Annotated in this window: 13 protein-coding genes; 6 read left to right on the top strand and 7 right to left on the bottom strand. The window is 70.5% G+C overall.

Going from position 1 to position 13,280, the window contains the following annotated elements:
- Positions 1-47: 47 nt before the first annotated feature.
- Positions 48-812: a GntR family transcriptional regulator gene (locus tag ACIRFH_RS04710; protein ID WP_403517096.1), complete on the bottom strand. Its 765-nt coding sequence runs from the start codon at positions 810-812 to the stop codon at positions 48-50.
- A gap of 455 nt (positions 813-1,267) precedes the next feature.
- Between ACIRFH_RS04710 and ACIRFH_RS04705 the strand changes: the two genes are divergently transcribed.
- From ACIRFH_RS04705 to ACIRFH_RS04690, 4 genes are all read left to right on the top strand, one after another.
- A complete protein-coding gene (locus ACIRFH_RS04705; RefSeq protein ID WP_403517095.1) occupies positions 1,268-2,548 on the top strand; it encodes an extracellular solute-binding protein in 1,281 nt (426 codons plus the stop codon).
- 88 nt (positions 2,549-2,636) lie between these two features.
- Entirely contained in the window at positions 2,637-3,623 is a 987-nt protein-coding gene (locus ACIRFH_RS04700) for a carbohydrate ABC transporter permease (protein ID WP_403517094.1), read from the top strand.
- Positions 3,620-4,450: a carbohydrate ABC transporter permease gene (locus ACIRFH_RS04695; RefSeq protein WP_403517093.1), complete on the top strand. Its 831-nt coding sequence runs from the start codon at positions 3,620-3,622 to the stop codon at positions 4,448-4,450. Before ACIRFH_RS04700 ends, ACIRFH_RS04695 begins: the two co-directional genes overlap by 4 nt.
- Before the next feature lie 9 nt (positions 4,451-4,459).
- Positions 4,460-5,947, top strand: a complete 1,488-nt coding sequence (locus ACIRFH_RS04690) for a glycoside hydrolase family 3 protein (protein WP_403517092.1) — start codon at positions 4,460-4,462, stop codon at positions 5,945-5,947.
- Positions 5,948-6,052: 105 nt separating this feature from the next.
- On the opposite strand, the gene nagB is transcribed toward ACIRFH_RS04690, so the two are convergent.
- Positions 6,053-6,838 carry a glucosamine-6-phosphate deaminase gene (gene nagB / locus ACIRFH_RS04685; protein ID WP_403517091.1) on the bottom strand — a complete coding sequence of 262 codons (786 nt, stop codon included), beginning with the start codon at positions 6,836-6,838 and terminating at the stop codon, positions 6,053-6,055.
- A gap of 579 nt (positions 6,839-7,417) precedes the next feature.
- Between nagB and ACIRFH_RS04680 the strand changes: the two genes are divergently transcribed.
- Entirely contained in the window at positions 7,418-8,893 is a 1,476-nt protein-coding gene (locus ACIRFH_RS04680; protein WP_403517090.1) for a sensor histidine kinase, read from the top strand.
- Positions 8,894-9,089: 196 nt separating this feature from the next.
- On the opposite strand, the gene ACIRFH_RS04675 is transcribed toward ACIRFH_RS04680, so the two are convergent.
- Positions 9,090-9,347 (bottom strand): WhiB family transcriptional regulator, encoded by a 258-nt coding sequence (locus tag ACIRFH_RS04675; RefSeq protein ID WP_003973730.1) that lies wholly within the window; start codon positions 9,345-9,347, stop codon positions 9,090-9,092.
- A 319-nt stretch (positions 9,348-9,666) separates the two neighbouring features.
- Positions 9,667-10,635 carry a diacylglycerol/lipid kinase family protein gene (locus ACIRFH_RS04670; RefSeq protein ID WP_403517089.1) on the bottom strand — a complete coding sequence of 323 codons (969 nt, stop codon included), beginning with the start codon at positions 10,633-10,635 and terminating at the stop codon, positions 9,667-9,669.
- Between the two features lie 115 nt (positions 10,636-10,750).
- On the opposite strand from ACIRFH_RS04670, the gene ACIRFH_RS04665 reads away from it, so the two are divergent.
- On the top strand, positions 10,751-11,203 hold the full coding sequence (locus ACIRFH_RS04665; RefSeq protein ID WP_403517088.1) for a hypothetical protein: 453 nt from the start codon (positions 10,751-10,753) through the stop codon (positions 11,201-11,203).
- A gap of 13 nt (positions 11,204-11,216) precedes the next feature.
- Here the strand turns inward: ACIRFH_RS04665 and ACIRFH_RS04660 are convergent, their stop codons facing one another.
- The 3 genes from ACIRFH_RS04660 to ACIRFH_RS04650 all read right to left on the bottom strand — a co-directional run bounded on the left by ACIRFH_RS04660 (position 11,217) and on the right by ACIRFH_RS04650 (position 13,248).
- Positions 11,217-12,296, bottom strand: coding sequence for an RNA polymerase sigma factor SigF (locus ACIRFH_RS04660; protein WP_403517087.1), 1,080 nt, complete (start codon positions 12,294-12,296; stop codon positions 11,217-11,219).
- 17 nt (positions 12,297-12,313) lie between these two features.
- Complete coding sequence (locus ACIRFH_RS04655; RefSeq protein ID WP_003973726.1) at positions 12,314-12,727, bottom strand: anti-sigma regulatory factor; 414 nt, start codon at positions 12,725-12,727, stop codon at positions 12,314-12,316.
- Between the two features lie 260 nt (positions 12,728-12,987).
- Complete coding sequence (locus ACIRFH_RS04650) at positions 12,988-13,248, bottom strand: UBP-type zinc finger domain-containing protein (RefSeq protein ID WP_403517086.1); 261 nt, start codon at positions 13,246-13,248, stop codon at positions 12,988-12,990.
- Positions 13,249-13,280 lie beyond the last annotated feature (32 nt).

Raw genomic sequence — 13,280 nt, 5'->3', positions numbered from 1 at the left:
TGTCGGTCCGCGATCGCGATGCCGCCCGCCCCGCGGGACGACGGATCCTAGTCCTGCGGACGCTTCAGCCGGGCCACGAACTTGTAGCGGTCGCCCCGGTACACCGACCGCACCCATTCCACCGGCCGGCCCGTGCGGTCCAGCGAGTGCCGGGAGAGCATCAGCATCGGCAGGCCGACGTCGGTGCCGAGCAGGCCGGCCTCGCGCGGGGTGGCCAGCGAGGTCTCGATGGTCTCCTCGGCCTCGGCGAGCCGGACGTCGTACACCTCGGCGAGGGCCGTGTAGAGGGACGTGTACTTCACCAGCGACCTGCGCAGGGCGGGGAAGCGCTTCGCCGACAGGTGGGTCGTCTCGATGGCCATCGGCTCGCCGTTGGCCATGCGCAGCCGCTCGATGCGCAGCACCCGTCCGCCCGCCGTGATGTCCAGCAGCCCGGCGAGGCGTTCGTCGGCGGTGATGTAGCCGATGTCCAGCAGCTGCGAGGTGGGTTCGAGACCCTGGGCCCGCATGTCCTCGGTGTACGAGGTGAGTTGCAGCGCCTGCGACACCTTGGGCTTGGCGACGAAGGTGCCCTTGCCCTGGATGCGTTCGAGGCGGCCCTCGACGACCAGTTCCTGCAGGGCCTGGCGCACGGTCGTGCGCGAGGTGTCGAACTCCGCGGCCAGGGTGCGTTCGGGCGGGACCGGCGTGCCCGGCGCCTGCGTCCGGACCATGTCGAGCAGGTGCTTCTTCAGTCGGTAGTACTTGGGCACGCGCGCGGTACGGACGGTCGCCCCACCCTCGTTCTCCGCACTGCTGACGTCGGTGCTCATGCTCTGCCTTCCCGGCTCCGGGTGCCGAAGCGACCGACATCCCCTATCGGCCACGGCTCACATCGTGGCACGGGTTCGTGCCGGGAGGATCCCGCACGCTCCGTGATCCCTTCTGTATACCCCCGGGGCCCCCGTTGGTCTAGTCCACCGCGCCGCACCGGAGGGCGTTGGTACACGCCCTCCGGCCGGTGCCGGCGCCTCGCCGGGAGCCGGTGGTACACCCGGCACCGACCCGTCCGATGTGTCGCTTGCGCAATGAAAGGTCCCTGCATATCTCGGTCGCATCACGGACGTTCGAGGGGTGCTTGCACACCCTTGACAGCCCTATTGGTCTGGGCCAAGCTCCCCGTACTGGTCTACACCATTGGTCCAGGTCCCGGCCCCATAGGCGGTCCGCGTCGACGAGCAACCGCGGGGAGGCAGGGGGGTTTTGTGGCATCCCTGAGGAGGGTGGCGTGAAGCGCAAGCTGATAGCCGCGATCGGTATCGCGGGCATGATGGTCTCGGTCGCGGCGTGCGGGGGCGACGGCGGTGACGACGACGGCAAGAAGGCCGGGGCGGACGGCTACGCCGGCCAGACGCTCACCGTGTGGGTGATGGACGGCTCCTCGCCCGACCAGTGGCAGGCGGACCTCGCCAAGGAGTTCGAGGCGAAGACCAAGGCCAAGGTCACGTTCGAGATCCAGCAGTGGAACGGCATCCAGCAGAAGCTGACCACCGCGCTCTCCGAGGAGAACCCCCCCGACATCTTCGAGATCGGCAACACCCAGACCCCGGCCTACGCCAAGACCGGCGGCCTGGCCGACCTGAGCGACCTCAAGAGCGGCATCGGCGCCGACTGGTCCGAGTCCCTCAACAAGTCCGCCGTCTTCGACGGCAAGCAGTACGCGGCCCCGTGGTTCGTGGTCAACCGCGTGGTCATCTACAACAAGAAGATCTGGGCGGACGCGGGCATCAAGGACACGCCCAAGACCCGCGACGAGTTCTACGACGACCTCAGGACGATCGGCGAGAAGACCGACGCCGAGCCGATCTACCTGCCCGGTCAGAACTGGTACCACTTCGTGGGCCTGGCCATCGGCGAGGGCGCCGAACTCGTCAAGAAGGACGGCGACAAGTACGTCTCCAACCTGGACGACCCGAAGATCGCCGCCGCCGCCGAGACCTACAAGAAGTTCCAGGCCCTCTCCAAGGCGCCCAAGGACAAGGACGAGGCCACCCCGCAGCAGGGTGAGATCTTCGCCAAGGGCAAGACCGGCGCCATCATCGGCATGGGCTGGGAGGGCGCCACGGCGATCACCGCCAACCCGGCGATCGAGAAGGACCTCGGCTACTTCACCATCCCGGGCGCCACGGCCGGCAAGCCCGAGGGCGTCTTCCTCGGCGGTTCCAACCTGGCCGTCTCCGCGGGCAGCAAGAAGCAGGAGCTGGCCAAGGAGTTCCTGAAGCTCGCGCTGTCCGACAAGTACGAGGGCGCGCTGGCCAAGGCCAACGGCGTCATCCCGAACAAGCAGTCGCTGCAGGGCAACCTGCGGGGCAACGCGGCCGCCGAGGCCGCCGCTCCGGCCTCCGCGGGCGGTGGCACCACGCCGCTGATCCCGGAGTGGGCCGCGGTCGAGAACGACCCCAACCCGATCAAGACCTATCTGACGGCCGTGCTGAAGGGGAAGTCCCCCGCCGAGGCCGCGAAGCAGGTCGAGGGCGAGTTCAACAAGCGCCTGGCGCAGCAGCAGTAGCACCGGGCGGACCGGGGCGGGGGCCGGCACGCGACGGCCCCCGCCCCGGTCCGAGTGGGACAGGCCGAGAAGAAGAGAGACCGCGAGCATGACCGTGCAGACCGAACGGCCGCCCCGAGGCCCGTCGGACGTCCGCAAGGCGGACGGCGGGCACACCGGCCGGGCGAAACCGAGAGCCGCGTCGCGCGCCGGCGCACTCGTCCCGTACCTGCTGCTGCTGCCGGCCTGCGCGGCCACCGTGCTGCTGCTCGGCTGGCCGCTGCTGAAGGACGCCCTGCTGTCCTTCCAGAACCTCAACATGGCGCAGCTGATCCAGCACGTCACCGAGTGGACCGGCGTCGACAACTACAAGAAGGTCCTCACCGGCGAGGACTTCTGGCGGGTCACCCTCCGCTCGATCCTCTTCACGGCGGCCAACGTCGTCCTCACCATGGTGGCGGGCGGCCTGATCGGCCTGCTCCTCGCCCGCCTCGGCCGGGTGATGCGGTTCGTGCTGATGATCGGCCTGGTGCTGGCGTGGGCCATGCCGGTCGTCGCCGCGACCACCGTCTACCAGTGGCTGTTCGCCCAGCGCTTCGGCGTCGTCAACTGGGTCCTGGACAAGCTCGGCTGGCACTCCATGGCCGACTACAGCTGGACCGGCAGCCAGATGTCGACCTTCTTCGTCGTCACCGTGCTGATCGTCTGGATGTCCGTCCCGTTCGTCGCCATCAACCTGTACGCCGCGACCACCACCATCCCCGGCGAGCTCTACGAGGCGGCCGCCCTCGACGGAGCCGGTGCCTGGCGCGGCTTCACCACGGTCACCCTGCCGTTCCTGCGCCCGTTCCTCTACGCGACGACCTTCCTCGAAGTCATCTGGATCTTCAAGGCGTTCGTGCAGGTCTACACGTTCAACGGCGGCGGCCCCGACCGCCTGACCGAGATCCTGCCCGTCTACGCCTACATCGAGGGTGTCGGCAACCAGCACTACGGCATGGGCGCCGCGATCGCGGTCCTGACCATCCTGATCCTGCTCGGCCTGACCGCCTACTACCTCAGGATCGTGCTCAAGCAAGAGGAGGACGAGCTGTGAAGCGCTCGCTCTTCGGCCGCCTGTGGCCCAACGTCACGGCCGTCGTCCTGTTCATCGGCCTCGTCTTCCCCGTCTACTGGATGTTCGCCACGGCCTTCAAACCGGCCGGTGACATCATCTCGGAGGACCCGGTCTGGTTCCCGACCGACGTCACCCTCGAGCACTTCAGGACCGCGGTCGACGCCGACCACTTCTGGACGTACGTCACCAACTCGCTCGTCGTCACCGTCTGCGCCGTCGTCTTCTCGCTGGTCATCGCGCTGGCCGGGGCCTTCGCCCTGGCGCGGATGCGGTTCAGGGGACGACGCGGCTTCATCGTCGGCTTCATGCTCGCCCAGATGGCACCCTGGGAAGTCATGGTCATCGCCATCTACATGATCGTGCGCGACGCGTCGATGCTGAACAGCCTGGTCCCGCTCACGCTCTTCTACATGATGATGATCCTGCCCTTCACCGTCCTGACGCTGCGCGGCTTCGTCGCCGCCGTGCCGAGAGAGCTGGAGGAGTCCGCGATGGTCGACGGCTGCACCCGCGCCCAGGCCTTCCGCCGGGTCATCCTGCCGCTGCTCGCGCCGGGCCTGATGTCCACCTCGATGTTCGGCTTCATCACCGCCTGGAACGAACTGCCCCTCGTCCTGGTCGTCAACAAGGAGGCCGAGTCCCAGACCCTGCCGCTGTGGCTGACCAGCTTCCAGACCGTCTTCGGCGACGACTGGGGTGCGACCATGGCGGCCTCCTCCCTCTTCGCCATTCCGATCCTGATCCTCTTCGTCTTCCTGCAGCGCAAGGCCGTCAGCGGCCTGACCTCCGGCGCCGTGAAGGGATAACGCCATCCGATGACGACAATCGCCAGCGGCACCGACACGCTCACGCGCGACGCGCTGACCGTCCTCCAGCCCGGTTTCACCGGCACCACCGCCCCCGACTGGGTGCTGCGCCGCCTCGGCGAGGGACTGGCCTCCGTCGGCCTGTTCGGGCGCAACATCGCCTCGGCCGAGCAGCTGGCCGCCCTCACCGCCCGGTTGCGCGCCGAACGCGAGGACGTGCTGGTCGCCATCGACGAGGAGGGCGGCGACGTCACCCGCCTCGAGGTGCGCACCGGCTCCTCCTTCCCCGGCAACCTCGCCCTCGGCGCGGTGGACGACGTGGGACTCACCCGGCGGGTCGCCGCGGAACTGGGCCGCCGCCTCGCGGTCTGCGGAGTCAACCTCAACTGGGCCCCGTCCGCCGACGTCAACTCCAACCCGGACAACCCGGTCATCGGCGTGCGCTCCTTCGGCGCCGGCACCGACCTCGTCGCCCGGCACACCGCGGCCTACGTCACCGGCCTGCAGTCGGCGGGGGTGGCCGCCTGCACCAAGCACTTCCCCGGCCACGGCGACACCGCCGTCGACTCCCACCACGCCCTGCCGCGCATCGACGTGGCCGCCTCGGTGCTGGCCGAGCGCGAGCTGGTGCCGTTCCGCGCGGCCGTCGCCGCCGGCAGCCGCGCGGTGATGAGCGCCCACATCCTGGTCCCGGCCCTGGACCCGGACCGCCCGGCCACCTTGTCCCGCCGGATCCTGACCGACCTGCTCCGCGGCGAGCTGGGCTACGACGGCCTGATCGTCACCGACGGCATGGAGATGCGGGCCATCGCGGACACCTACGGCATCGAACGCGGCAGCGTGCTCGCCCTCGCGGCCGGCGCCGACGCGATCTGCGTGGGCGGCGGCCTGGCCGACGAGGAGACCGTACGACGCCTGCGCGACGCCCTGGTCGAGGCGGTCCGCTCGGGCGAGCTGCCCGAGGAACGCCTGGCCGACGCGGCGGAGCGGGTCCGCGCCCTGGCCCGCTGGACGGCGGAGCGCGCGGACGCCTCGCGGTCCGTGCCCCCCGACGGCGAGGTGGGCCTGCGCGCGGCCCGCCGCGCCCTGCGCCTCACGGGTGCCGAGGGCTTCACGCCCCTCACCGAACCGCCGTACGTCGCCGCGCTCACCCCCGTCGCCAACATCGCGGTCGGCGACGAGACGCCCTGGGGCGTCGCCGCCGAACTCGGCCGCCTGCTCCCCGGCACCGAGACCGGCAGCTTCGCCGGAGCGGACGCCGGCCAGGAGGTACTGGCGGCGGCCGGGCGGCGCCGTGTCGTGGCGGTCGTCCGCGACGAGCACCGCCACCCCTGGATGGCGGCGGCCCTCGACACCCTGCTGGCGGCCCGGCCCGACACGATCGTGGTCGAGATGGGCGTCCCCGGGGCCGAGCCCCGCGGCGCCCTGCACGTGGCCACCCACGGCGCGGCCCGCGTCTGCGGCCGGGCGGCGGCGGAGGTCGTCGCGGGCGTCTGACCGGGCACCCGTCGGCCCGTCACGGCGAAGGCGCCGCACCTTCCGATCGGGGGGTGCGGCGCCTTCTGTCTGCGGGTCCGCAGGAGGTGTGCGCGGACCCTCGGATCAGATGCCCTGCCAGTCGGGCTTGTGGGCGTAGGTGTGCCGGAAGTAGTCGGCGAGCTTCAGCTTGCCCGCGGCGGCCTCGTCGACGACGACCGTGGCGTGCGGGTGCAGCTGCAGCGCGGAGGCCGGGCACACGGCCGCGACGGGGCCCTCCACGCTCGCGGCGACGGCGTCCGCCTTGCCCTCGCCGGTGGCCAGCAGCACCAGGTGCCGGGCCTCCAGGATGGTGCCGATGCCCTGTGTGATCACGTGGTGCGGCACCTGCTCGATGTCCCCGTCGAAGAACCGCGCGTTGTCGACGCGGGTCTGCTCGGTCAGCGTCTTGATCCGGGTCCGCGAGGCGAGCGAGGAACACGGCTCGTTGAACCCGATGTGCCCGTCGGTCCCGATCCCCAGCAGCTGGAGGTCCACCCCGCCGGCCTCGCCGAGCGCGCGGTCGTAGGCCTCGCACGCGGCCTGCACGTCCGCGGCCGTGCCGTCCGGGCCCATGAACGCGTCCATGCCGATCCCGAGCGGTTCCAGCACCTCGCGCCGCAGCACCGAGCGGTACGACTCCGGGTGCTCGGCCGGCAGCCCCACGTACTCGTCGAGCTGGGCGATCCGCGCCCGCGAGGTGTCCACGGAACCCGAGCGGACCCGGGCCGCCAGCGCCTCGTACACGGGCAGCGGCGTCGATCCGGTGGCGACCCCGAGCAGGGCGTCGGGCTTGCGTCGCAGCAGCTGCGCCATGGCCTCGGCAATGAGCTCGCCGCCCGCCTCGGCGTCGGGAACGATGACAACTTCCACGCTTGCCTGCCGTTTCGAAGAGAGGGACTCACCCGGTGCCCGGGACTGGCCATGTGGTTTAGACCAATCTAGCAGAGGAGGGCCCCGCGGGCGCGTCGAGAACGGCGCGCGGGTGGGGGCGCGCGCACGCCCGCGCGCGGAAATCGTCCCGCCCGCGCGGCCCCGATCGTGGGCCAACAGGGTTAGGCTTCAGGCGACCGCCCGGATGTCCGGCGGCGCACGACAACAGCACAGACCGTTCACCGCATGGACATGGCTAGTGGTCTAGTCCACAATGGTCACCGCGACACTCGTGCGAGATGGACGTCAGGCTTCCGCCTTCCCCGCACAGGAGGGCGGACCGAGGAACCGGAGCTCTCTGCCCTGACTGCCCCGGCTCCTCACCCTTCGGCCGAACGGGACCGCACACCCCACGGCCGATGTTGCTCCGGGCTGCGGTGCCGGGAGGGTTGAGGGTCCCTCCCAGGCGCCGCGGCCCGCGGGTGTTTCCGGGCTCCGGGCTCCGGTCTCCAGGTCCCCGGCATGGCGGAATCTGGCCGATTTCGATCGCTGTCCGTACCGCCAGGTACGCTCAGTCACGTGCCCTCCATGAACGAACTCGTACGCCAGCACACCGCCCTCGACGACTCCGACCTCGAGTGGCTCCACCTGCTGGTCTCGGAGTGGCAGCTCCTCTCCGACCTCTCCTTCGCCGACCTGGTCCTGTGGGTCCCCACCCGCGACGGCACCCGGTACGTGTCGGTCGCCCAGATGCGGCCCAACACCGGCCCGACCTCGTACCAGGACGACATGGTCGGCCACCTCGTCCCGCGCGGCCGGCGTCCCATGCTGGACGTCGCCCTGGACGAGGGCCGGATCGTGCGCGAGGGTGACCCGGAGTGGCGCGAGGAGGTCCCGGTCCGCGTCGAGTCCATCCCCGTACGGCGGCAGGGGCGCGTCCTCGGCGTCATCGCCCGCAACACCAACCTCCTCACCGTGCGCACGCCGAGCCGGCTGGAGCTCACCTACCTCCAGAGCGCCTCGGACCTCGCGCAGATGATCGCCGCCGGCGCCTTCCCGTTCGAGAACCAGCAGGTCGACATGGACGCCTCGCCCCGCGTCGGCGACGGCCTCATCCGCGTCGACGGGGACGGCATCGTCCAGTACGCCTCCCCGAACGCCCTGTCGGCCTACCACCGGATGGGCCTCGCCGCCGACCTGGTCGGCCACCACCTGGGCCGGACCACGGCCGAACTCGCCCCGTCCCGGGGCCCGGTGGACGAAGCCCTCGCCAAGGTGGCCAGCGGCTGGGCGCCGCGCGAGTTCGAGATCGAGGCGCACGACGGGGTGATCCAGTTCCGCGCCATCCCGCTCAAGCCCAAGGGCACGCGCATCGGCGCGCTGGTGCTGCTGCGCGACGTCACGGAACTGCGCCGCCGTGAGCGAGAGTTGATCACCAAGGACGCCACCATCCGGGAGATCCACCACCGGGTGAAGAACAACCTCCAGACGGTGGCGGCCCTGCTCCGGCTCCAGGCCCGGCGCATCGAGTCCGAGCGCGGCCGCGAAGCGCTGGAGGAGGCGGTCCGCCGGGTCGGCTCGATCGCGATCGTGCATGAGACGCTGTCCCAGAACCTGGACGAACGCGTGGAGTTCGACGAGATCGCCGACCGCGTCCTGGCCATGGTCGCCGAGATCTCGCCCGGCAAGGTGACCGGTCGGCGCACCGGCCGCTTCGGCATCCTGGACGCCGAGGTGGCCACCCCGCTGTCGATGGTGCTGACCGAGGTGCTGCAGAACGCGCTGGAGCACGGCTTCCGCGAGGGCGACACCGGTACGGTCGAGGTCTCCGCGGTCCGCGGGGGCACGACGAAGGAGGCGCGGCTGCTGGTCACCGTCCAGGACGACGGCGTCGGCCTGCCCGAGGACTTCGACCCGCACCGCTCCGGCAACCTGGGGCTGCAGATCGTCCGGACGCTGGTCGAGGGCGAGCTGGGCGGCGCCTTCGACATGGTCCCGGCCCCCGAGCGCGGCACCCGGGTGATCCTGGACATCCCGGTGCCGACGGCGAAGTAGAAGCCGGCGGGGAAGCCGGGGGCGGTGGAGGAAGACGGGGCGGGGACAGCAAAAAGCCCCGGACCGGTGAAGGTCCGAGGCCAGTGCTCATGCGATGCGGGGGAGCATCGGGGTACTGCGCGCTGCGGCTCGGGGGCGGGAGTTGCGTACTCGCTGTACGCGCCGCCAAGCTCAGGCTGTCAGCAGGGGTGACTGATCAGGCAGAGGCCTGACGAGCCCGGTTGCGGGCGGCACGGCGCTTCATCGCGCGGCGCTCGTCCTCGCTGAGACCACCCCAGACGCCGGAGTCCTGGCCGGACTCGAGCGCCCACTGCAGGCACTGCTCCATGACAGGGCAGCGACGGCAGACGGCCTTGGCTTCCTCGATCTGCAGCAGCGCAGGACCGGTGTTGCCGATGGGGAAGAAGAGCTCGGGGTCTTCCTCGCGGCAAACGGCGCGGTGACGCCAGTCCATGGCTGCTACCTCTCCTTGGTGTGACTGTGCAAGTGCTTGTGAATGTGAACGCTTTCACGAATCCCTCAACAAGGGAAGGGCCTACCGCCAGGTTCCCGGCGTGGTCCTTGGAGTTTGAAGAGGGGTTCTGGTGATCTGTAGAGGCCGGTGTTGCGGGCCGTCCCGATCGCCAAGAAGAGACTCGCAAACCTCGGCGGTGGATACAACCCCTTCCGGAAAGTTTTTTTTGATTCTTCGGTGTCGACTAGGTCACAGCCGTACTTCTATGGGGTGGACCCTGGCCTAAACGTTCGAGTGAAAGGACTTTTGCCGGTTCTGCTCACACAATCACACGCAGTGCACGGCGTACGCCTGTGAACGTCACGCTCGTCCGCAGCCCCAGGTGGTCACCGTCCATCTGGAGGGGGAGCGGCACCTTCGAATGCAAGGTGAAGTCGCTCAGGTCGTGCAGTGAGACGGCGTGCTTGCCGCGGGGGCCGCGCTCGGGGGACGAAGTGAGCAACTGGGTGCCATACCGGGCAACCGCGGCGGTCGAGAGCCGGCTGAGGCCGAAGACGTCGAGGCCCGTGTCGAACGAGGCCTTAGGCGACGCATAGATGGGGCGATTGCCGAGAAACGTCCAGGGGCAGGTGTTCGAGACTATGGACAGCACCAGATCGGTGACCGGGTCCTCACCCGCCCGCTCCAGAGTGATCGTCCCGCTGCGGCGGTGCGGCTCCCCGATGAGCTGGCGCACCACCTGGCGGACGTAGAGGGCGTGGGTGGACTTCTTGCCCTGCTCGCGGTGCTGCTCGACCCGCCCGACCACGCCGGCGTCGAAGCCCAGTCCGGCGTTGAAGGTGAACCAGCGGGACGGCACGGCCTCGTCCTCCGAGCCGGGTGTGCCGGAGGCCAGTCCCAGACCGACGGTCCGTTCGCTGCCCTCGCGCAGCGCGTCCAGCAGGGCGCCGGTGGCCTCGACCGCGTGGTTGGGCAGGCCGAGGGCGCGGGCGAAGACGTTGGTGGACCCGCCGGGGACGACCGCGAGACGGGGCAGGTGCTCCGGATCGGGTCCGGCGTGCAGCAGGCCGTTGACGACCTCGTTCACCGTGCCGTCACCGCCGAGGGCCACCACGAGGTCGATGTCGTCGCTCTGCGCCGCCTGCCGGCCGAGGTCGCGCGCGTGGCCGCGGTACTCGGTGGTGACCGCCTCCAGCTTCATCTCGCTCGCGAGCGCGTGGATCAGCACGTCGCGCGTACGCGCACTCGTGGTGGTTGCCGCCGGATTGACCACGAGAAGTGCACGCATGGTGTGCAGGGTACCTACTGGGCGGTACTCGGCCCAGACCGAGGTAGGGATCGGGTAAGGGGCCGGCGCGGGACCGGTCCGAGGGCACCGGCGCCGTGAGGGCTACCCTTCTGGGGTGAGCAGTGAGCAGAACCCCACCCCCGAAGCCGAGACCGCCGAAGAGGCGGGTCCCCGTCCCGGACGGCTGACCGCCGCGGCCGCGCTCGCCGCGCTGGAGGGGCTGGCGCTCGTCGTCGGCGGCGCCTGGATGCTCGTGGAGGGGCTCACCGGGCGGCCCGACGACCGGACCTCGGCCGTCACCGGCGGCATCACCCTGATCGTCCTCGCCCTGCTGCCGCTGCTCGCCGCACGCGGGCTGCTCGCCCGGCGCGGCTGGAGCCGGGGACCCGCCGTGATCACGCAGATCATGGCGTTGCCGGTGGCCTACAACCTGCTCCAGGCCGACAGCGTCGCCATCCCGGCGGGCATCGTGCTCGCCGTCGTGTCCGTCGCGGCACTGGTCCTGCTCGTGAACCCCACGACGACCCGGGCCCTCGGCATCCGGGGACCCGGCCGCGCCGAGGAGTGACCGGCGTCGCCGGCTACTCCTCGACCAGCAGCTTCTCCCGCAGCTGCGCCAGCGTGCGGGCCAGCAGCCGCGACACGTGCATCTGGGAGATCCCGACCTCCTGCGCGATCTGCGACTGGGTCATGTTGCCGAAGAAGCGCAGCAGCAGAATCCGTTTCTCGCGCGGCGGCAGGCCCTCCAGCAGCGGCTTGAGCGACTCCCGGTACTCGACGCCCTCCAGCGCCTCGTCCTCGGCCCCGAGGGTGTCCGCGACCGCCGGCGACTCGTCGTCGGTGTCCGGGACGTCCAGGGACAGCGTGGAGTACGCGTTGGCGGACTCCAGGCCCTCCAGGACCTCCTCCTCCGAGATCGACAGTTTCTCGGCGAGCTCGTGGACCGTGGGAGAGCGGCCGTGCAGCTGCGAGAGCTCCGCCGTGGCCGTCGTCAGGGCCAGCCGCAGCTCCTGGAGCCGGCGCGGGACGCGCACCGCCCAGCCCTTGTCCCGGAAGTGCCGCTTGATCTCACCGACGACCGTCGGGGTCGCGTACGTGGAGAACTCCACCCCGCGGTCCGGGTCGAAGCGGTCGACGGACTTGATCAGTCCGATGGTGGCGACCTGCGTGAGGTCGTCCAGGGGCTCGCCGCGGTTGCGGAAGCGGCGCGCGAGGTGCTCGACGAGCGGCAGGTGCATGCGGACCAGCTGATTGCGCAGTTCCGCGTACTCCGGGGTGTCCTTCGTCAGCGTACGCAGCTCGGCGAACAGGGCGCGCGCCCCGCTGCGGTCCTGCGGGGCGTGCCGCGTGCCCTGCGCGCCGCGCGTGCCCGGCGCCCGGTCCTCGGAGTGTCGCTCGTGCTCGCTCATCGTCCCGCCCGTAGCCCTCTCCCGAGCCCTCGCCTCCGCTCGGCCGGGCGGGGCGGGTACGCCCCCGGTCCGCCCGGCCGTGGGCGCGCTCCGCACGGTTCCGCTCCCGGCCCCCGCGGGGGCTTCGTCCTCCGGGTGCGGGCGGGCCTGTTCGGGAATGCCGTCGATGCCGTCCGTCATGCGTGGGGCCTCGTTCTCCGCACGTGTGCCGTCGGCCGACAGCTCCCGTGTGCCGCGCTCTTCGTCCCGCACCGGCCCGTCCCCGTTCCTCACGTCGGCCCGGGTCCCGCGCCGCGCTGTTTGTAGAGGCTGATCGAAACGGTTTTGTCCTCGTCCACGGCGGAGGAGACCTTGCCCGCGAGAGCGGACAGGACGGTCCAGGCGAAGGTGTCCCGTGAAGGGGCGTGACCGTCCGTGGTCGGTGCCGAGACAGTGACTTCGAGTGAGTCGTCGACGAGGCGGAAGACGCAACTGAGCACCGAGCCGGGCACGGCCTGCTGCAGCAGGATCGCGCAGGCCTCGTCCACCGCGATGCGCAGGTCCTCGATCTCGTCGAGGGTGAAGTCCAAACGGGCTGCGAGGCCGGCCGTCGCCGTACGCAGCACCGACAGGTAGGCACCCGCGGCCGGCAGCCGGACTTCCACGAAGTCCTGGGTCGCGGGCTCGCCTGCGATCTGGGACACCCTCACCTCCAAGGTGGTACAAGCGTTACAGAGCCGAGGGTCGCCCCCCGGGTAACGCGACACGTGGTTCAGCGGTGACGTTATCGCGCTCCGAACTTTCCTGTCCCCGAGACCCCGACCTCGCGCTGTCACTCATAGTAAACACATGAACACGCACAGTGGCTAGGGGTTCGGCGGGCTCAAATCGGAAGAGCGCGCGCCGGGTTGACGTACCCAGGCGCCGGACGGTCGAACCGTCCCCCGGCGCAGTCGTACCGGGGTCACACGAGCACGTGGTCGACGAAGCACCAACGCCAGTTCTCCCCGGGCTCGAAGGTCCGCATCACGGGGTGGCCGGTCTCCTTGTGGTGCGCCGTCGCGTGCTGCCTCGGCGAGGAGTCGCAGCAGCCGACGTGACCGCAGGTGAGACACAGCCTCAACTGCACCGGGTCCGTCCCTTCGGCCAGACATTCCGGACAGGTGTCGCCCAGCGGCTTCGGCTCCGGGTGCGGCAGCGCGTCGGCGTGCGTGCACTGTTTCATGATTGCCAGGTTACGACGGGCGTGCGGATGAC

Origin of the sequence: Streptomyces sp. NPDC093586 (genome assembly GCF_044764905.1) — a bacterium.
In the GTDB taxonomy this organism is placed as follows: domain Bacteria; phylum Actinomycetota; class Actinomycetes; order Streptomycetales; family Streptomycetaceae; genus Streptomyces.
This window is presented reverse-complemented; position numbering and strand designations above follow the sequence as displayed.

What these genes read in the sequence shown, in the direction of transcription:
- ACIRFH_RS04675 (WP_003973730.1), bottom strand. Translation starts at nt 9,347, where the DNA reads ATGGACTGGCGTCACCGCGCCGTTTGCCGCGAGGAAGACCCCGAGCTC.
- ACIRFH_RS04650 (WP_403517086.1), bottom strand. Translation starts at nt 13,248, where the DNA reads ATGAAACAGTGCACGCACGCCGACGCGCTGCCGCACCCGGAGCCGAAG.
- ACIRFH_RS04710 (WP_403517096.1), bottom strand. Translation starts at nt 812, where the DNA reads ATGAGCACCGACGTCAGCAGTGCGGAGAACGAGGGTGGGGCGACCGTC.
- ACIRFH_RS04690 (WP_403517092.1), top strand. Translation starts at nt 4,460, where the DNA reads ATGACGACAATCGCCAGCGGCACCGACACGCTCACGCGCGACGCGCTG.
- ACIRFH_RS04700 (WP_403517094.1), top strand. Translation starts at nt 2,637, where the DNA reads ATGACCGTGCAGACCGAACGGCCGCCCCGAGGCCCGTCGGACGTCCGC.
- ACIRFH_RS04670 (WP_403517089.1), bottom strand. Translation starts at nt 10,635, where the DNA reads ATGCGTGCACTTCTCGTGGTCAATCCGGCGGCAACCACCACGAGTGCG.